At 61.8% G+C, this 18,557-nt stretch carries 19 protein-coding genes and 1 pseudogene; 12 read left to right on the top strand and 8 right to left on the bottom strand.

What is annotated here, in order from left to right:
- Window positions 1-62 precede the first annotated feature (62 nt).
- Together BLP82_RS10345 and BLP82_RS10340 are read left to right on the top strand one after the other, a co-directional pair.
- Window positions 63-296 (top strand): hypothetical protein, encoded by a 234-nt coding sequence (locus tag BLP82_RS10345; RefSeq protein ID WP_092167228.1) that lies wholly within the window; start codon window positions 63-65, stop codon window positions 294-296.
- 181 nt (window positions 297-477) lie between these two features.
- Window positions 478-1,431, top strand: a complete 954-nt coding sequence (locus tag BLP82_RS10340; protein ID WP_092167226.1) for an alpha/beta fold hydrolase — start codon at window positions 478-480, stop codon at window positions 1,429-1,431.
- A 189-nt stretch (window positions 1,432-1,620) separates the two neighbouring features.
- Here the strand turns inward: BLP82_RS10340 and BLP82_RS10335 are convergent, their stop codons facing one another.
- Together BLP82_RS10335 and BLP82_RS10330 are read right to left on the bottom strand one after the other, a co-directional pair.
- Window positions 1,621-2,013, bottom strand: a complete 393-nt coding sequence (locus BLP82_RS10335; protein WP_092167223.1) for a GFA family protein — start codon at window positions 2,011-2,013, stop codon at window positions 1,621-1,623.
- A gap of 33 nt (window positions 2,014-2,046) precedes the next feature.
- Window positions 2,047-2,974: pseudogene (locus BLP82_RS10330) on the bottom strand (LysR substrate-binding domain-containing protein).
- A 133-nt stretch (window positions 2,975-3,107) separates the two neighbouring features.
- Here BLP82_RS10330 and BLP82_RS10325 point away from each other — a divergent pair.
- Window positions 3,108-3,509, top strand: coding sequence for a RidA family protein (locus BLP82_RS10325; protein ID WP_092167221.1), 402 nt, complete (start codon window positions 3,108-3,110; stop codon window positions 3,507-3,509).
- A gap of 150 nt (window positions 3,510-3,659) precedes the next feature.
- Here the strand turns inward: BLP82_RS10325 and BLP82_RS10320 are convergent, their stop codons facing one another.
- From BLP82_RS10320 to BLP82_RS10305, 4 genes are all read right to left on the bottom strand, one after another.
- Window positions 3,660-4,139, bottom strand: a complete 480-nt coding sequence (locus BLP82_RS10320; protein WP_092167219.1) for a VOC family protein — start codon at window positions 4,137-4,139, stop codon at window positions 3,660-3,662.
- A gap of 68 nt (window positions 4,140-4,207) precedes the next feature.
- Window positions 4,208-5,509: an Nramp family divalent metal transporter gene (locus BLP82_RS10315; protein WP_092167216.1), complete on the bottom strand. Its 1,302-nt coding sequence runs from the start codon at window positions 5,507-5,509 to the stop codon at window positions 4,208-4,210.
- 152 nt (window positions 5,510-5,661) lie between these two features.
- Window positions 5,662-5,898 (bottom strand): hypothetical protein, encoded by a 237-nt coding sequence (locus tag BLP82_RS10310; protein WP_092167214.1) that lies wholly within the window; start codon window positions 5,896-5,898, stop codon window positions 5,662-5,664.
- Window positions 5,891-6,679 carry an MlaA family lipoprotein gene (locus BLP82_RS10305; RefSeq protein ID WP_092167211.1) on the bottom strand — a complete coding sequence of 263 codons (789 nt, stop codon included), beginning with the start codon at window positions 6,677-6,679 and terminating at the stop codon, window positions 5,891-5,893. Before BLP82_RS10305 ends, BLP82_RS10310 begins: the two co-directional genes overlap by 8 nt.
- 383 nt (window positions 6,680-7,062) lie before the next feature.
- Between BLP82_RS10305 and BLP82_RS10300 the strand changes: the two genes are divergently transcribed.
- From BLP82_RS10300 to kefC, 4 genes are all read left to right on the top strand, one after another.
- Window positions 7,063-7,773 (top strand): response regulator, encoded by a 711-nt coding sequence (locus BLP82_RS10300; protein WP_092167329.1) that lies wholly within the window; start codon window positions 7,063-7,065, stop codon window positions 7,771-7,773.
- Complete coding sequence (locus BLP82_RS10295) at window positions 7,770-9,116, top strand: sensor histidine kinase (RefSeq protein WP_092167209.1); 1,347 nt, start codon at window positions 7,770-7,772, stop codon at window positions 9,114-9,116. Before BLP82_RS10300 ends, BLP82_RS10295 begins: the two co-directional genes overlap by 4 nt.
- A gap of 176 nt (window positions 9,117-9,292) precedes the next feature.
- On the top strand, window positions 9,293-9,814 hold the full coding sequence (gene kefF / locus BLP82_RS10290; protein WP_092167207.1) for a glutathione-regulated potassium-efflux system oxidoreductase KefF: 522 nt from the start codon (window positions 9,293-9,295) through the stop codon (window positions 9,812-9,814).
- A 1-nt stretch (window position 9,815) separates the two neighbouring features.
- A complete protein-coding gene (kefC, locus tag BLP82_RS10285; protein WP_092167205.1) occupies window positions 9,816-11,642 on the top strand; it encodes a glutathione-regulated potassium-efflux system protein KefC in 1,827 nt (608 codons plus the stop codon).
- 108 nt (window positions 11,643-11,750) lie between these two features.
- Here kefC and BLP82_RS10280 read toward each other — a convergent pair whose 3' ends face one another.
- Window positions 11,751-12,614, bottom strand: coding sequence for an aldo/keto reductase family oxidoreductase (locus BLP82_RS10280; RefSeq protein ID WP_092167203.1), 864 nt, complete (start codon window positions 12,612-12,614; stop codon window positions 11,751-11,753).
- 100 nt (window positions 12,615-12,714) lie between these two features.
- Here BLP82_RS10280 and BLP82_RS10275 point away from each other — a divergent pair, with 100 nt between their 5' ends.
- The 4 genes from BLP82_RS10275 (at window position 12,715) to BLP82_RS10260 (ending at window position 17,164) form a co-directional block, all read left to right on the top strand.
- The gene (locus tag BLP82_RS10275) at window positions 12,715-13,668 is read left to right on the top strand and encodes a LysR family transcriptional regulator (RefSeq protein WP_092167200.1); all 954 of its coding nucleotides are present in this window, start codon (window positions 12,715-12,717) and stop codon (window positions 13,666-13,668) included.
- Between the two features lie 240 nt (window positions 13,669-13,908).
- On the top strand, window positions 13,909-14,289 hold the full coding sequence (locus BLP82_RS10270) for a RidA family protein (RefSeq protein WP_092167198.1): 381 nt from the start codon (window positions 13,909-13,911) through the stop codon (window positions 14,287-14,289).
- Between the two features lie 260 nt (window positions 14,290-14,549).
- Complete coding sequence (locus tag BLP82_RS10265; RefSeq protein WP_092167195.1) at window positions 14,550-15,095, top strand: thioesterase family protein; 546 nt, start codon at window positions 14,550-14,552, stop codon at window positions 15,093-15,095.
- A 305-nt stretch (window positions 15,096-15,400) separates the two neighbouring features.
- The gene (locus BLP82_RS10260; protein ID WP_092167193.1) at window positions 15,401-17,164 is read left to right on the top strand and encodes an L-lactate permease; all 1,764 of its coding nucleotides are present in this window, start codon (window positions 15,401-15,403) and stop codon (window positions 17,162-17,164) included.
- Between the two features lie 141 nt (window positions 17,165-17,305).
- On the opposite strand, the gene BLP82_RS10255 is transcribed toward BLP82_RS10260, so the two are convergent.
- Window positions 17,306-17,641, bottom strand: coding sequence for a hypothetical protein (locus BLP82_RS10255; RefSeq protein WP_072406748.1), 336 nt, complete (start codon window positions 17,639-17,641; stop codon window positions 17,306-17,308).
- Between the two features lie 246 nt (window positions 17,642-17,887).
- Between BLP82_RS10255 and BLP82_RS10250 the strand changes: the two genes are divergently transcribed.
- Complete coding sequence (locus BLP82_RS10250; protein WP_092167191.1) at window positions 17,888-18,544, top strand: polysaccharide lyase family 7 protein; 657 nt, start codon at window positions 17,888-17,890, stop codon at window positions 18,542-18,544.
- The last annotated feature ends 13 nt before the right edge of the window (window positions 18,545-18,557 follow it).

The raw sequence follows: 18,557 nt of genomic DNA, 5'->3' as shown, positions 1-18,557 counted from the left end.
CGGTCGTTTCAACGCATCATCACCGCCCATGATGGGCCACCCCTTCTTATGAGCCTCGCCCCATGAAAATCTGTGATCAATGCAGGTCCGTCATTCCTGACGAAAACGCTGCTTGTCCGCGCTGCGCCGAAAAAATGAGGCTCTCGGAAGAGGCTTTCGCCGCCACGTCCCAGCCGTCGAAAGGCTTGAAAATCCTTAAATGGGTGTTTATCAGCATTGTGGTTGCGGTGCTGGCGGCCGTAGCGGTGGTCGTGTGGATCTTTAATTCGTTGGGGCCGATGCCCTCTTTTGGTTGAGGGCGACTTCAGGCGCCACCACTGATCACGGCAACCGCAGCGAAACGCAGCTATCCGATTTTCCTATAGTTGCTATCGATGCCCACGCCGTTCTCGTCATTGGCCTCTCTCTCTAATCTGCCCACCAACGCGATCGATGACGATCGCCGCAGATCAAACCGACCTTATGGAGAGAGACACAATGAACACCTTCAACCGCACCCTGGCTGTCGCGACCCTGGCTTTGGCCACCCTCAGCGCCGAGGCCGCGTCGCCGGTCCAGGCCGCTGCAAGCGCATCCGCTGTCGGCAGCGTGATCCAGTCTGCCAGTTACATCACCACCAAGGATGGCGTTCAGCTGTATTACAAGGACTGGGGCCCGCGTGATGGCCAGGTCGTGACCTTCAGCCACGGCTGGCCGCTGGACTCCGACAGCTGGGAAGGCCAGATGATGTTCCTCGCCTCGAAAGGCTATCGGGTGATTGCTCACGACCGTCGCGGTCATGGTCGCTCCAGCCAGCCTTGGGAAGGCAACGACATGGACCACTACGCCGACGACCTGGCGGCTGTGATTGAAGCGCTGGACCTCAAGAACGTGACGCTGGTGGGCTTTTCGACGGGGGGTGGTGAAGTGGCGCGGTACATCGGCCGCCACGGTACCGGTCGGGTGAAGAAAGCCGTGCTGGTTTCTTCGGTGCCACCGTTGATGCTCAAGACAGACACCAACCCCGGCGGCTTGCCTATCGAGGTGTTCGACGGCCTGCGCAAGGCGTCCCTGGAGAACCGTTCGCAGCTGTACCTGGACATCGCCTCGGGCCCGTTCTACGGCTACAACCGCAAGGGTGCCAAACCCTCCCAGGGGCTGATCCAATCGTTCTGGGTGCAGGGCATGCAGGGTGGAAGCAAGAATACCTATGACTCGATTGCGGCGTTCTCGGCGACAGACTTCCGCGGCGATTTGAAGAAGTTCGACGTGCCGACCCTGGTCATCCATGGCGATGACGATCAGATCGTGCCCATCGACGCAGCAGGCCGGGCCTCGGCGGCGCTGATCAAAGGCGCCCGACTGATCGTCTACCCTGGCGCACCGCACGGTTTGACCGAGACGCACAAGGACCGCCTGAACCAGGATCTGCTGACCTTCCTCAAGGAATAACACCTGGATCGGTTGTGAGGGGCCTGCTCGCGAAAGCGGCGGGCCTGCTTGCATGGGTGTTGAATGGGCTGCCGTCATCGCGAGCAAGCTCGCTCCCACAGGGGGTCGGTTGTGACTCCAGACATGGCGTACATCCCGGATCAACTGTGGGAGCGAGCTTGCTCGCGATGACGGTGGAACACCTTGCATCTATTCCTCAGACCGCCCCGTACCCTCACGATCATGGGCATAGCATCGGGTGAACGGAAACGCCGGCAACCACGACTCACGGCGCACGGTCCAACTTTCGTAGGTGGGCATCAGTTGATTCGGCGCATCCAGGGTGCCCAGGTGAACTTCGATTTCGTCGCCAGAGCGGGCAAACAGTGACGAGCCACAGCGAGGGCAGAAAAATCGCCCGGCGTAGTCCCGGGTTTCACCCTCGATCGTCACCGCATCCTGGGGAAACACGGCCGCCGCGTAGAACAGTGCCCCGTGATGCTTGCGACAGTCCAGGCAATGACAGAGGCCGACGCGATACGGGCGCCCTGAGGCTTCAAGTCGAACATTGCCGCATAGGCAACCGCCGGTGAATGGGTTCATTGTGCATCTCCTCTACAACTGGACAGACAAACTTCACGAAACCGGTCGGTCAATGACAGGTGCATGCTGCGCCATCAATTCCGCCACCCAATCGATGAACACCCGCAGCTTGGCATTGACGTGGCGGTTCGGAGGGTAAGCCACGTAGAGCGGCATCGGGTCGAGGTGCCAGTCTTCGAACAACTGCACCAACTCGCCTTGCGCCTGGTGACGCCGGGACATGTACGCCGGCAACCAGAGCACGCCCAGCCCCGCCAGACCGGCGGCGAGGTAGGCGTTGCCGTCGTCGATGGCCAGGGCGTAGCGCCCTTTGACGTGAAGCAGCTCACTGCCACGGCGCATGGCGTAAGGCAAGGATTTACCGGTGCGCGCCCACAGGAAACCCACGGTGCGATGCGGTGAGTCTTCCAGTTCGCGCGGATGCGCGGGCCGGCCGAACCGTGCCAGGTAACTCGGGGCGGCGAAGACGCCGAGGGCGAGATCGCCGACGCGTCGGGCCACCAGCGACTGATCCGTCAGCTCACCGCCGCGCACCACGCAATCGACACTTTCATCGATCATGTCAACAATGCGATTCACTGACGCCCATGTCGATCTGGATGTCTGGATAGCGTTCATAGAACGCCGGCAAGGCCGGTACCAGCATCATGACTGCCAGCGGGCTCGGCACGTCCACCCGCAGGCGTCCGCGGGGCAGCGCCTGGGCGCTGGAGACGCTGGTCTCGGCATCATCCATGTCGGCCAGCAAACGGATCACCCGTTCGTAATAAAGGGCACCGTCGGCGGTGACATTGACCTTGCGCGTGGTGCGGTTGAGCAACTTGACCCGCAACCGTGCCTCGAGCTGCTGCACCAATTGGGTCACGGTGGTCTTGCTCATGTGCAGGGTTTCAGCCGCCTTGGTGAAGCTGCCCGCCTCCACGACTCGCACGAATGCTTGCATCGCATCAAAACGATCCATTTCTGCCCCAGGTATCGATCCGATTGTTTGGAATTTACAAACAGTGATCGCCAAGGTTGCTCGTTTATCCCCCGGACACAAGCCCCTAGAGTGAATTCATCCTTTGGGACCCACTTTTTGATGGAGGTATTTCATGACACAGCGCGATGTAGTTTTTCCGCCCGCACGCCAGGCACTGTATGAGCGCAATCGCTATTCACCGGCGATTCGTTCCAATGGTTTCCTGTTCGTGTCGGGGCAAGTCGGCAGCACCGCCGACGGTTCGCCGGAACCCGACCTTGAGGCTCAGGTGCGGCTGGCGTTCAACAACCTGAAGGCGATCCTCGCCGCGGCCGACTGCAGCTTTGACGATGTGGTGGATGTGACGGTGTTCATGGTCGATCCCGAGTCGACCTTCGAACGGGTCTGGAGCGTTGTGCCCGAATTCTGGGGCAGCGCGCCGCATCCGACACTGACGGCGGTGGGCGTGACGTGGTTGTATGGTTTTCAGTTCGAGATCAAGGTGATTGCCAGGTTGCCTGAGGCCACCTCGTGATGAACTGAGCTTTGCGCGTTGAATGTGTCGACGCCATCGCGAGCAAGCTCGCTCCCACAGGGGATTTGGACAGGCCGAAAAATCGAAGCCACCAACGATCCAGTGTGGGAGCAAGCTCACTCCCACAAGGGAATGGAAGTGCTGCGCCGGCTAACCCTTCACCGCTGCTTCAATCGCCGCGATGTCGATCTTGGTCATTGTCATCATGGCCTCGAAGGCCCGCTTGGCGACGGCCTTGTCAGGACTGGCGACCGCTTCAAGCAACACACGCGGGCTGATCTGCCACGACAAGCCCCACTTGTCCTTGCACCAGCCACAGGCACTGGCCTGGCCGCCGTTGTCGATGATCGCGTTCCACAAGCGGTCCGTTTCGGCCTGGTCTTCAGTTGCAATCTGGAATGAAAAGGCCTCGCTGTGCTTGAACACCGGCCCGCCGTTGAGGCCAATGCACGGGATGCCGATCACCGTGAAATCCACCGTGATCACATCCCCCTCCTTGCCCGACGGATAATCGCTCGGGGCCTGATAGACGGCGTTCACCGCACTGTCGGGAAACGTTTTGGCGTAGAACTGCGCAGCTTCGTGGGCACTGCCGTCGTACCAGAGGCAGATCCTGTTTTTATTGTTCATTCCGCTTCTCCGAAAGGGACTGGACGATAAAGTCTAGCAGTCCCCCGAAAGTTGCAGATGGCCGGGCCTCAGGTAAACAGATCGACCCCCAGCTGGAACGCGACCCACAACGCCAGGCCCGTGGCAAACATCAGCGCGATGTTCTCGAACAGGTTGTTGCGATATTCCTTGCCCAGCAGTGACTTCTGGTTGGACATGATCAGCAGGCCCAGGGAAATCACCGGCAAGCCGACGATATTCAGCGCGTTGACACCGATGGTCAGCGTGACGAAATCCGGCATGCCAGGGAGCGACCAGATCAACGGCGTCACGAGAATGAACAGCATGAACCATTTGTGCATTGGATCATGGTGGAATTCCTTGCCGTAGCGCTCCCGGCGCTCGGGCCGCACGTGCTGGAAGGCATCGGTGATCAGCATCGGAAACGCCGTGGTCTTGCCGGAGATGCTGGCGAACAGCGTGGCGAACACACCGATAAAGAACACGTACCAACCGATCGAGCCGAAAAACATTTCCAGGGCCTTGCCCAGATCGCCCAGGGTTTTGACCTCGATGCCGTTGGGTCGCAGGATTTCCGCACCGACGATCCAGATCGCCAGGTTGATGATGATCCCGACGAACACCGCAAACAGCAGGTCGTTACGCTGGATACGCTTGTGTTCAGGCCCCACCCAGCCCTTCTGGCGCATGACATACGGATGGACGAAGTTCGCGATGGAGCCGGCCACCGCACCGATCACCGAAACGGCCACCAGCAGCGCGCCGTGCACGCCTTCGTCGGGCGGAATGCTGAAGCCGATGGTGCCTTTGACGATGCCTGCGACATCCGGGCCGGACATCACTGCCAGGGCCAGGAACGCCAGCGTCATGATCGCCAGCAGGCCTTTCATCACGCCTTCGATCATCGAATAGATATTGCGCCCGACGAGCATCCACACCGCCAAGACCACCGCCACCGAACACAGCAGTGGATAGTCGACCTTGAGCAACATGGCCAGGGCTTCGCCAGCACCCTTGATCATGTAGGCATTCATCAGATGCCCCATGAGCAGCGCATACACCAGCAGGAACCAGGCGAAAAACGGATTGAGCTGGGCATAGCCTTGCAGGATGGTCATGCCCTGGTTATTGCAGAGCTGGAAGCGCGCGATGATGTTGACGATCAGATAGCGCAGCAGCAGAGAGACCGCCAGCACCCACATCATTGCGTAGCCGTAGTTCGCCCCCGCCACGGATGAGGTGATCAGGTCGCCAGCGCCCAGCCAGGAAAGAACGGCAATGATGCCGGGGCCGAGAAGCTTGAGCAGGCGCACGAAACGGCCTTGCACGGGCGTCGCAACCTTGCCTTCAGCGGAAGGAATGCTCGTCATGGATGGAATCTCCGTTTATTTTTTTTGTGAGAAACGGCCACAGTCGAACATACTAGATACGACGTCGTACAACCATTATTCATGCGTAATTATGTAAAAATGTTTCATGACCTCCCCCCCGAGATACCGCTGTATTCAAGAGCAAATTGCCACTAATCCTTCACCTGCTCGCCGTTATCGACCAACCAGCGCACCATCTTCGCCAACGGCACCCGATGCTGCTGGATGGCGCACCAACTGACGTGTTCATGGCGATACAACTCGACATAACGGTTGAGCAGCACATGGCGACCATCCTCGGCCAAGCGCAATTCAACTTCACGACAGTGCAATACATCCGGCTCGAGCAAGCGCATTCGCCGATGCAAGACCAACACCTGGTTATTCATCCGCGACGCCTCCATCCCGACACTGCGGGTTGTCCTCCATCACCGCGCCCAACTTGCCCTGCGCGACAAGATCGGCACGCCGCTGCGCCGTGGCATCGCGAAGCGCCACGTAGTAATCCGGTTCGGCCTGCAACGCGTCGGTCAGGGGCAATGCCTCGGCACGGCCATCGACAACGCCGCCGACGGTGTTGATCGTGCCCAGGGTGTCGACGGTGCTGCTGTTGTCGCCGAACGGGTCGACGGCAAAACTCAACACCTTGCCCGTCGCGTCCCGCAGGTTGGCGCTGCCCAGCAGCGGCAGTTCCATGGTGGGGCCGGGGGCAAGGTTCCAGACGCCGAAGGTCTGGCCGAAATCGGCCTTATGGCGCTCGATGCCCAGCTTGCCCGACACGTCGATCAGCCCGACGATGCCCGCGGTGGTGTTGATGACGAACCGCCCCAGTGTGTTGACCGAGCGTTGGCCATTGCCTTGCAGCAGGTCGTTGATGAACACCTTGGGCTCGCCGAAGTTCGCCACGAAGTTGTGGACGCCGGCCTGGAACATCTCCGGCAACTTGAGATAACCACGGGCCACCGGGGCCAGCGCATAGTCATCCACGGTTCGGTTGAACGCGAATATGCCGCGGTTAACCGGTTCCGCGGGATCGTAAACGGTGTAGGTCGCGCTTTCACACGAGCCCGGCGTTGCAGCGGGCGTACTGGAGCAACCGCTGGCGAGTGCCACCAATACAACCACGACGGTGGATCGAACGAACAACGGAGCGGGCTTGGTGATCGGCATACAGGGTGATCTCGGCGAGGAATGGGATGCTGCCAATCAACTAAGAAACGGTGCCAGACACAGCTCTTGTGGCGAGGGGATTTATCCCCGCTGGGTTGCGAAGCGACCCTCAAACCAGACATCCCAGTGTGTCTGGTTCATTGAATCGACAGTTTTGGGGCTGCTTCGCAACCCAGCGGGGATAAATCCCCTCGCCACAGGTTCTGTGTGGGACCGGCTATCTTTTACTGACCGACATTGAGGCCATCCTGCCGCCGTTTTCTTGCCCGCAGATTTCCGGAATATTGCCCGCCGGCAACTTTATTACCGGGTTGAAATATATGACGCGGGCCCTGGATTGACCCTAGTATCCCCTCCTGTATTCATTACCCTGCGTGCCCACCGTGAGCCATTTATTACTGGTGGACGATGACCTCGAAGTCCTCGCCCTCTTGCGCAAGTTCCTCGAACAACATGGCTACAGCGTGGATGTGGCCGCCGACGGCAACGCCCTGTGGCAGGCGGTGGAACGCCAGGTGCCGGACCTGATCATCCTCGACGTCATGTTGCCGGGCGACAACGGGCTGGTGCTGTGCCAACGGCTGCGGGCCGAGCATACGGTCGGCATCATCATGCTCACCGCCATGGGCGAGTTGAGTGATCGCGTCGTCGGCCTGGAGCTGGGGGCGGACGATTACCTGACCAAGCCCTTCGATGCGCGGGAGCTGTTGGCCCGGGTGCGTGCCGTGCTGCGGCGCACCGGTGAAACCAGGGAGGCGCTGAGGGACGCCTCCCGGCCCATCCTGGAGTTCGAAAACTGGCAACTGGACGTCACCCGCCGCGAGTTGCGCTCACCGGACAAGGTCATGATCCCGCTGTCCACCGGCGAGTTCGAACTGCTGCTGGTGTTTGCCGAACACCCGCGCCGGGTGCTGACTCGCCAACAGTTGCTGGACCTGGCCCGCGGCGAAACCTTCGAGGCGTTCGACCGCAGCATCGACGTCCAGGTCAGCCGCCTGCGGCGCAAATTGGAGACCGACATCACCGGGACGTCGATGATCCGCACCGTGCGCAACAGCGGCTACCTGTTCAGCCCTCACGTGGTGAAGCGATGAAACCCGCGCGCTCGGGCACTCAACGTCCACGGGACACGGTGGCGCGCTGGATCGCCCTGACCACCATGATCGCCATGCTGACCTTGCTGGCCCTCAACGAACTGTTCAGCCTGCTGGCCGGTGCCTGGGCACGCCCTCCCCTGATGGAAACCGGCCTGATGGAAAAGGCCGCCGCCATCACCCGCATCATCGACTCCGTCGCCCCCGAACAACGCCCCGCGATTACCGCGGCCGCCAGCGACCAGGCGTTCAACGCGCACTGGTTGCAGCGGCATGAAGAGGCGCGCCTGCCGGTGATCGACGACCCGCAGTTCAGTGAAGGTTCGGCGCTCCTGCGCCAGCAATTGGGCCGGCCGGATGCCCGGATCGAAGCCTACGAACCGGGGGACTGGCCGGCCGACCAACCGGATGCACGCTACGCGGTGATCATCGAACTGGCCGACCATTCGTGGGTGATCTTCTCCGTGCCGTCGCGCAGTTGGGGGCTGGGCGAATGGGCGCGCAACGGGATCATCATCGCGCTGATCCTGCTCTCGACGTTGATCGTCGCGCTGATCGCCACCCGGCACCTCGCCGCACCGCTGGAACGCTTTGCCGAAGGCGCCCGACGCTTTGGCGTCGACCATCAGGCGCCACCGATTCCGGTCATCGGCCCCCACGAAATCCGCCAGGCGATCCTCGCGTTCAACGCCATGCAGGCCCAGCTCAAGCACTTCCTGCAGGACCGCACCCAGATGCTCGCCGCCATCTCCCATGACTTGCGCGCACCGCTGACTCGCATGCGCCTGCGCGGGGAGTTCATCGAGGATGCCGAGCAGCAATCGCGCCTGTTCAGGGACGTGGATGAAATGCAGGCGATGGTCAACTCAGCCCTGGAGTTCTTCCGCGACGATGCCCGGCTCGAACATGCCACCGCGTTCGACCTGGCCGAACTGCTGCACACCCTCGTCGATGACCTCAAGGACGCCGGCACCGAAGTTGGGTTCGAAGGTGCCCAGCGCTTGGTGTATGTCGGTCGGCCCATCGGCATCAAGCGTGCCTTGGTCAACCTGATCGACAACGCGATCAAATATGGTGGCGAGCCGACGGTTCGACTCGAAGCCGACGCCCACCGTGTGGATATTCGCATCCTCGACCGAGGGCCGGGCATCGCCGCCCAATACCTTGAGCAGGTCTTCACGCCGTTCTTTCGTATCGAAGGTTCTCGCAACAAGCACACCGGCGGCGTCGGGCTCGGCCTGTCGGCGGCCCGGGCGACGGTGCTGGAGCATGGCGGGACGCTGACCCTGCGCAATCGCAAGGGTGGCGGATTGGAGGCCAGGATCTCGCTGCCGCTTGACTGAAGGCCCCGATGTGTCGATCCGCGCTAAACAATCGGCGCCTTCCTCGGTAGGATGTCCGGCCTTTCCGGCCTGACCCTGTCCCGGAAAGGCGCTCTTGTTTGTATCGCCCGACCCAGCGCCATCGTTCGCGCCCACGACAGACAAGAATCGACGGAGCCAAACCAAGGAATTCACCGATGATTCTTATCATTTATGCGCACCCCTACCCCGACAAATCGCGGGTCAACCAGCAGATGCTCAAGCGAGCATCCAGCCATCCGGACGTGGTCATACGTTCGCTCTATGCGCTGTATCCCGACTTCGACATCGACGTCGAGGCGGAACAGCGTGCGGTGGAACAAGCAGAGCTGGTCGTCCTCCAGCACCCGATGTACTGGTACAGCTCTCCGCCCTTGCTGAAATTGTGGATCGATAAAGTCTTCACCCACGGCTGGGCCTATGGCAAAGGCGCCACGGTTCTCAAGGACAAGCGCCTGCTGTGGGCCGTGACCACCGGCGGCGATCAGGGACATTTCCAGATCGGCGACTACCCAGGTTTTGCCGCGTTGGCCCAACCCCTCCACGCCACGGCCATCTATTGCGGCATGCGCTGGCTGGAGCCGGTCGTCGTGCATGGCGCCTATGCCGCCGAAGCGGACGCCCAACACGCCCAAATCGAACACTATGCCGCTCGCCTGGCCGCCTGGAAGGAAGATTGAAGTGGAAACTCACAGCCTGATTGAAATGCTCATATACCTGGCCTCGGCGACGCTGATCGTACCGATTGCCGTTCGATTCGGCCTGGGCCCGGTGTTGGGTTATCTACTGGCCGGATGCATCATCGGCCCGTGGGGGCTGAAGCTGATTACCGATGTGAAGGCCATCCTGGAGTTCGCTGAAATCGGCGTGGTGTTGATGCTGTTCATCATCGGCCTGGAGCTCGACCCCAAGCGACTCTGGGCCCTGCGCCGGATGGTGTTTGGTGGCGGTGCCCTGCAGATGCTCGCCTGTGGCGCTGCCATTGGGTTGTTCTGCACGGCCTTGGGCCTGAACTGGACGGCAGCGTTGCTGGTCGGCCTGACCCTGAGCCTGTCTTCCACGGCCATCGCCATGCAGGCCATGAGCGAACGCAACCTGACCGCCACCGCAGTCGGGCGCAGCAGCTTTGCCGTGCTGCTGTTCCAGGACATCGCGGCCATTCCGCTGGTGGCGATGATCCCGTTGTTGTCAGCCCACGGCGACACGCCTTCGGGCACGGCGCTGTTGCTATCGATTGGCAAAATCGTCGCCGCCATCGCCATCGTCGTGCTGTTGGGGCGCTACCTGACCCGACCGCTGCTGCGCTTCGCCGCACGCTCAGGCCTGCGGGAGATTTTCAGTGCCGTCGCGCTTTTTCTGGTGTTCGGCTTCGGCTTTCTGCTGGAGGAAGCCGGCCTGTCGATGGCCATGGGCGCGTTCCTCGCCGGGGTGCTGCTGGCCAGTTCCGAGTACCGCCATGCCCTGGAAAGCGACATCGAGCCGTTCAAGGGCTTACTGTTGGGTCTGTTTTTCATCGGCGTCGGCATGTCGATCGACTTCGGCACCCTGGTCAACGCACCGCTGAAAGTCATCACCCTGACCCTGGGTTTCATCCTGATCAAGCTGCTGGTGATCAAGATGGCGGGCCGGTTCCTCAACGTCCCCGCCGGCCAGCGCTCCTGGCAGGCGGTGTTGCTGGGCCAGGGCAGCGAGTTCGCCTTCGTGGTATTTGGCGCGGCGACCGTGGCCGGCATCTTGACCGATCAATGGGGCAAGAGCCTGACCCTGGCGGTGGCCTTGTCCATGTGCCTGACGCCCTTGCTGATCCTGCTGCTGGATCGCTTCGAGTCCGTCACCCGGAAAAACAAACGCGAATCCGACCTCGTCGACCAACAGAACCCGCGGGTGATCATCGCCGGGTTCGGCCGCTTCGGGCAGATCGCCGGACGCCTGTTGATGTCCTGCGGCGTCGAGGTGGTGGTATTGGATCACGACCCTGACAACATCGAGACGCTGCGCAAGTTCGGGGTGAAAGTCTTTTATGGCGATGCCACGCGCCTCGACTTGCTGCATGCGGCCGGCGCGGCCCAAGCGGTGGTGTTGATCAACGCGATCGACAATCAGGAAGACAACCTGACGCTGACCCGGCTGGCCCAGGAGCACTTCCCCGCGTTGCAACTGATCGTGCGGGCGCGGGACATGGGCCACCTCATCACCCTGCGGCAGATGGGCGTGGAGGCGGCCGAGCGGGAAACCTTCGAGAGCGCGCTGGCATTGGGTCGCAGTGCGCTGGAGCACATGGGGGTCGGGGCTTACGAAGCGCGTGAACGGGCGGATCAGTTCCGGCGGCTGAACCTCAAGATGCTGGAGGAGATCGTCGCCCAGCCGGAAGACGACCTCAAGTTCCGCCACGACGCCTACCGACGTGCCAATGCGCTGCTCACGGAAATGTTCAACGAAGACCGTGCCCACCCCGTCGACAACTGGCCGGAACACCATCGCAACGAAACCGACAAGACGCCGGGTTGACCGGCGTCATACGCGCCCGAACTTGCGCCGGACATCGGCTGCAAGTTGGCGCTGGCGCTGACCCCCCGTTCAGCGCCGATGCTGGCGAGACGCTGGTCTTTCAGGCCACTAGACCAATGCATCCAGCTCAGCGAGCATCGGCGCTGGGATCTTCAGCTCACTCGCCGTGAGGTTTTCCCGCAGGTGCGCCAGGGACGATGTGCCGGGAATCAGCAGCAGGTTCGGCGCACGTTGCAGCAGCCACGCCAGGGCCACGCACAGCGGTGACGCCTGCAAGCGCGCCGCCACGCTGGAAAGGGTTTGCGACTGCAACGGTGTGAAGCCGCCCAAGGGGAAGAACGGCACGTAGGCGATGCCCTGCCGGCCCAGGTCGGCGATGAGGTGTTCGTCGTCGCGATGGGTCAGGTTGTAGTGGTTCTGCACGCACACCACCTTGGCAATGCCCTGGGCCTGCTTGACCTGCGTGGCCGTGACGTTGCTCAGGCCCAGGTGACGGATAAGGCCCTGGCTCTGCAACTGTGCCAGTGTCGTGAACGACTCTTCGATGGAGTCTTCCGTGGGCGAATGCAGATCGCCCCACACTCGCAGGTTGACCACGTCCAGGACCTCCACGCCCAGGTTGCGCAGATTGTCGTGGACCGCCCGGGTCAGCTCGGCGGGGCTGTGGGCCGGGTTCCAGGACGCATCGGCACCGCGCACGGCACCGACCTTGGTCACGATGACCAGGTCCTGGGCATAAGGGTGCAGCGCTTCGCGGATCAGTTGGTTGGTGACATGGGGCCCGTAGAAATCGGCGGTGTCGATGTGGTTGATCCCGCTCGCCAAGGCTTCGCGCAGCACGGCGATGGCGGCCGTCGGGTTTTTGGGCGGGCCGAAGACCTGGGGCCCCGCCAACTGCATCGCACCGTAGCCCATGCGATTGACCGTGCGATCGCCCAGTAAAAAGCTGCCTGCCTTGCTTGCAATGTTCATCTCGTCGCCCTCGGATCAATGTGAGTGGGCCGACTATAGGCGTTGACCATTCCCTTGATAATCAGGTGCAATCGGCACGGGCTGTACGGCGGAGAGAACAATGGCAACGGATATTCAAGATTTGCTGGCCTTTGTGGCCGTGGTCAATGGGAAGGGCTTTCGTGAAGGCGCCCGGGTGAGCGGCAAGTCCGCGTCGAGCCTCAGCGATGCCGTACGCCGAATGGAAAGCCGGCTCGGCGTGCGCCTGCTCAACCGCACCACCCGCAGCGTGGTACCGACCGAGGCCGGTGCCCGGTTGATGGAACGCATCGTCCCGGCCCTGGGCGAGGTCGAGGCGGCGATGGACGTGGTCAACGACTTTCGCGACCGTCCTTCGGGCACCCTCAGGCTGAACGTGCCGGTCAGCGCGGCCCGGCTGGTGTTGCCGGCGATCATCACGCCGTTCCTGAACAGCTATCCCGACATCCGCCTGGAAGTGATCACCGAAGAGAGCTTCGTCGACATGCTCGCGGCCGGCTGTGACGCGGGCATTCGCTACGACGAACGCCTTGAGCAGGACATGATCGCCATCCCCATCGGCCCCCGCTTCCAGCGCTTCGCCACGGCCGCCGCACCGGCGTACCTCGATGCCCGGGGCAGGCCGGAACATCCCAGGGACCTGTTGGAACACGCGTGCCTGCGGGGCAAGTTCCCCAGCGGCGCCATGCCGCTGTGGGAGTATGAGCGTGACGGCGAAACCATTAGCGTCGACCCGAGCGGCCCGTTGATCACGCGCATTGGCGGTGCGGTGGACCTGTCGGTGCAAGCCGCTGTAGACGGTCTGGGCATCGTCTACCTGTTCGAAGACTGGCTGCGACCGTACCTGGACAGCGGTGTCCTCGAACCAGTGCTCGAACCCTGGTGGCAACGCTTCACCGGGCCCTTCCTCTACTACCCCGGTCGCCGCTACCTGCCCTCGCCGCTGCGGGCGTTCGTGGACTTCATCAATGCGCAACGGTATGGGAACGAGCTTGCTCGCGATGGCGTCAGCACAGCCAACATCCTCGCAAGCTGATACACCGCTATCGCGAGCAAGCTCGCTCCCACAGGGGTTCGGCTGTGTAGCTGAAAATCCCGCCCCACCACAAATCCATTGTGGGAACGATGCCGCCGCTGACGCCTCTGCCGTTGCATCTGGTTTTGATTCGCAGCCCCGCGGCGGCGCAGTCCTATGCGGATAAAGGAATGCAGGAACGCCGCAGCAAGGGACGGTAAACTGCGGCGGTCCTTTTTCTTTTCCAGCATGAGGCTTTGCATGAGCAACCCAGACATCACGTTTATTCCAGATCCGGATGCGGACTCCATTTCCTCCGACGTCGCCGGTTTCGGTGGCCTGCTGATTTCCACGCAAATCCCCACTCACGCCGACGGCAGCCTGGAACTGGGTGACATCACCCGGCAGAGTGAATGCACGCTCCAAGCCCTCAAGAACGCCCTGGAGGGCGCCGGCAGCTCAATGGACCGGGTCCTGCACCTGACCATCTACCTGACCGACATGGCTGACCGCGCCGCATTCAACGAGGTCTACAAACGTTTCTTCGCCAAGCCTTGGCCGGTGCGTGCGGCGGTGGGTGTGGCGGCGCTGGCGGTTGAAGGCATGAAAGTGGAAGTAACCGCGATGGCGGCGAAAGGCTGAACTGACCACGCTCCAACAGACACGACTCCTTTGTGGCGAGGGGATTTATCCCCGCTGGGCTGCGCAGCAGGCCCAGGTTCTTTGTTTCAACACAAACTCTTGGGGCGGCTTCGCCACACAGCGGGCCCAAGCTCGCTGCCACAAAAGCCGCTCGAACATGCCCCAAATGCGCGATTGCCACGCAAATCGTCATTTTCGCACCTAGCCCGCTCCCTGCACGGGGTCTAAAGTGCGCCGTTTTCCCTCTTCACGGCTTACTTATGAATCTCTGGTTCCGACTGTTGCTGATGCTGTTCCGCCGCCCGTGGCGCAAGCCGGCGGCGCCCTTGGGCACCACGGTGGTGCGCATGCGGGTATGGCCGCTGGACCTGGACCTCAATCGCCACGTCACCAACGGACGTTACTTCACGTTGGCCGATGTGGGACGCATGGATTACGTGCTGCGCAGCGGCGCCTACAAAGTGGCGTTGCGCAACCGGGCGGTGCCGATCGTGGGGGATGTCTGGGGCAAGTTCAGGCGGGAATTGAAACTGTTCGAGGCGTTCGAGGTGCACACCCGTCTGCTCGGCTGGGACGAAAAATGGACGTTCATGGAGCACCGTTTCATCAGCCAGGGACGTGTGGTCGGAGTGGTGATCATGCGCGGCCTGTTCCGCTCGGCCAAAGGCACGATTGCACCGGCTGAGTTCATCCGCGGGCTGGGCCTGGCCGAACAGTCGCCAGCCATGCCCGACTGGCTGGTCGCCTGGTCGCAAAGCTGCGATAGCTTGAGCCTCGGGCTTCGCCTGGAGGAAGGTGAGCGCTGATCCGCGCCCGTAGGAGCTGCGTAGGAGCTGCGTAGGAGCTGACGAGTGCAACGAGGCTGCGATCTTTCCCCAGACACTTGAATCTCAAGCGTAAAGAACAAAAGATCGCAGGCTTAGCCAGCTCCTACAATCTCAAGCGAAAGAACAAAAGATCAGGCTTCGCCAGCGCCTACAGAAGCCCAGCGGGAGCAAGCTCCCTCGCCACAGGGGGTCGGTGGGCAATCGCTGAACAAATCCCCGCCTATACTTCTCTGCCAATCCCCCCTGGGGCCTGCACTTCCAACAATAAAAAGCAGAGGTGGAACATGGTCTGGCAACAAGTCTACGATCCCTTCGGTAATGCGGTGCTGTCCACGCTCCTGGCGGCGGTTCCGGTGGTGGTGATGTTGGCGTCCCTGGCGTTCTTTCATGTCAAGGCACACCTGGCGGCCTTGCTGGCCCTGGTCTCGGCCTTGCTGATCGCGATTTTCGCCTTCGGCATGCCCGCTGGCATGGCCGGTTCGGCGGCGCTTTATGGCGCGGCCAACGGCCTGCTGCCCATCGGCTGGATCGTGCTCAACATCATTTTCCTGCACCGGCTGACCACCGAGAACGGTTCGTTCAAGGTCCTGCAGGACTCCCTCGCGCGCATCACCGACGACCGGCGCCTGCAACTGCTGTTGATCGCCTTTTGCTTCGGCGCGTTTTTCGAGGGCGCGGCGGGCTTCGGCACACCGGTGGCGGTGACCGGGGCGATCCTGATCGGGCTGGGGTTTTCCCCCTTGGCCGCCTCGGGTCTGGCGCTGATCGCCAACACCGCGCCCGTGGCCTTCGGCGCCCTGGGCACGCCCATCATCACCCTGGCCAAAGTCACCGGGCTGGATGAAATGGAGCTGTCGATGATGGTCGGTCGGCAGTTGCCGTTTTTCTCGGTGCTGGTGCCGTTCTGGTTGATCTGGGCTTTCGCCGGCTGGCGCAAGATGCTGGAAGTCTGGCCGGCGATCCTGGTGGCCGGGGTCAGCTTCGCCATCCCGCAGTTCCTGGTGTCGAACTACCACGGGCCGATGCTGGTGGACGTCATCGCCGCGCTGATTTCCATGGCCTGCCTCACCGGTTTCCTCAAGGTCTGGAAGCCGGCCACGGTGCACACCTCCGCCGCGCTGTCCGGGCGGGTCGACAACTCGAAGATCGACGCCAGCGAGGATGAAAAACCCACCGCCAGCGCGGCGTTTTCCAGCGACACCCGCCCCGCCGTGGGACGGGCCTGGATGCCGTGGATCATCCTCACGGTGTTCGTGTTCGCCTGGGGCACCCAGGGCTTCAAGAACCTGTTCGACACCCGTCCGGCGCTGGACCCGCAGACCCAATCAGCCAAGCTTGACCCCCAAGGCAAGCCGATGCGCGAGGCCAATCCGATCTTCTCGCCCCTGGTGACCTTCGGCACCATTCACCAGCAGATCGAAAAAGTCCCGCCCGTGGTGCCCCAGCCTAAAACCGAGGAAGCGGTCTACAAGTTCAACTGGTTCACCGCCACGGGCAGCGGCATCTTCCTGGCCGCGATTCTCGGTGGCTTGCTGATGGGCTATTCCATTCCGCAACTGCTGCACCACTACCTGCGAACGCTCTGGGTGGTGCGCTACTCGCTGATCACCATTGTGGCGATGTTGGCCCTGGGGTTCCTCACGCGGTATTCGGGCCTGGATGCGACCATGGGCCTGGCCTTCGCCGCCACGGGCATTTTCTACCCCATGTTCGGCACCCTGCTGGGCTGGCTCGGCGTGGCGCTGACCGGCTCGGACACCGCCTCCAACGTGTTGTTCGGCGGCTTGCAACGGGTCACGTCCGAGCAATTGGGCATCAGCCCGGTGTTGATGGCCGCGGCCAACAGTTCCGGTGGGGTGATGGGCAAGATGGTCGACGCGCAGTCGATCGTGGTCGCCTCCACCGCGACCCGTTGGTACGGTCACGAAGGCGAAATCCTGCGCTACGTGTTTTTCCACTCGGTGGTGCTGGCGATTCTGGTGGGCGGGCTGGTGACGTTGCAGGCGTATGTGGCGCCGTTCACGCATATGGTGGTGGGAGGACAGTGACAGAGGACCGGGCATGATTGATCGTTCCCACGCTCCCGCGTGGGAATGCATCCACTGACGCTCTGCGTCACGCTTAACGGAATGCGGAGCGTCCCGGGCGGCATTCCCACGCGGAGCGTGGGAACGATCAAAACAACGGTGTTACTGAACGCTTTTCAGCTTGACCACGTCACCGGACACCGAGGTGGTGTAGCCGGTCAGGACCCAGGCCCAGAACCAGTTTTCCTGGACTTGGGTGTTGATCATGGCGTCGCCGCCCTTGGCCTTGATCGCCGCGGTCTGTGCGCGTACGAAACGGTTGTTCTGGCGGATCGGGATCAGGCCGAACAGCAGCAGGCCGGTGGCCTTGGCTTCACTGTGGCCGACAACGGTGTATTGGCTGCTGTCGTATTGCTGGGTTTTCATCGGGGTGCCGGTGCAACCCGCCAAGGCCAGGCCCAACAGTGTGCAGGCGACAACTTTGCTGATGTGATTCATTTGACGCTCCATGGGAAGACGCCCGGGATCCGTCTCTCGGGCGGCGCGTACTCTAACCGATCAGCAATAAATTGACACACCCTAATCCGCCCAATTCAGTGCCTGAAAGGCTCGCCGCAGAGCCATCCGTCAGGTACGCCTCCAGCGAAACAGGCCCTTGTCGATAACATGAAAACTGCGCCACGGAAGGCAGTTTCTGTCTTGACGGCCGCCAGGTAGCGGCCGGTCCCGTTGGAGGGTTTTATCATGATTGACCTGACTGTCTGGAACATTACCCTGCCGGTGCAAACGCCGGCGCAGGTCGTGGCGACCAAAGCCATGCCGACCCTGAAAAACAAGTATTTCGACAATAACGGCCAGCGGATCGTCTTCTGGGCGCCGGTCACCGGTTCCCATACCGGTAAAAGCGAGTACCCGCGCTCCGAGCTGCGGGAAACCGGCAAGGACGGCAAGCTGCGCAACTGGCGCTATAACAGCGGCACCAATACCCTCAAGGGCACCCTGGCGGTGAACCAGGTGCCTTCCGAAGGCCGGGTGGTGGTGGCGCAGATCCACGCCAAGGATGCCCCCACGCCGTTGTTGAAACTGGTGTACCGCTACACCAAGGGCACCGGCAATATCGACGTGGAATACCGGGTCAAGCCCAAGGACAAGAAAAGCCCGGTGATCTACACCGTGCCAAACGTGCCGCTGAACAAGGCCTTCTCCTATTCGCTGCAGATGGACAAGCAAGGCAAGCTCTCGGTGCTGATCGGCAACAGTGGCAAACAGGTGAAACTGGACCCGTCCTGGTACGGCTATAACTTCTATTTCAAGGCCGGTGTCTACACCTTGGACAACAAGGGTTATTCCAACGAAGGCGGGAAAGTGACCTACACCAAACTGGACGTCAGCCACAAATGACTGACGCCCAGCC

Origin of the sequence: Pseudomonas sp. NFACC37-1 (genome assembly GCF_900101575.1) — a bacterium.
Classification (GTDB): domain Bacteria; phylum Pseudomonadota; class Gammaproteobacteria; order Pseudomonadales; family Pseudomonadaceae; genus Aquipseudomonas; species Aquipseudomonas fluorescens_AA.
This window is presented reverse-complemented; position numbering and strand designations above follow the sequence as displayed.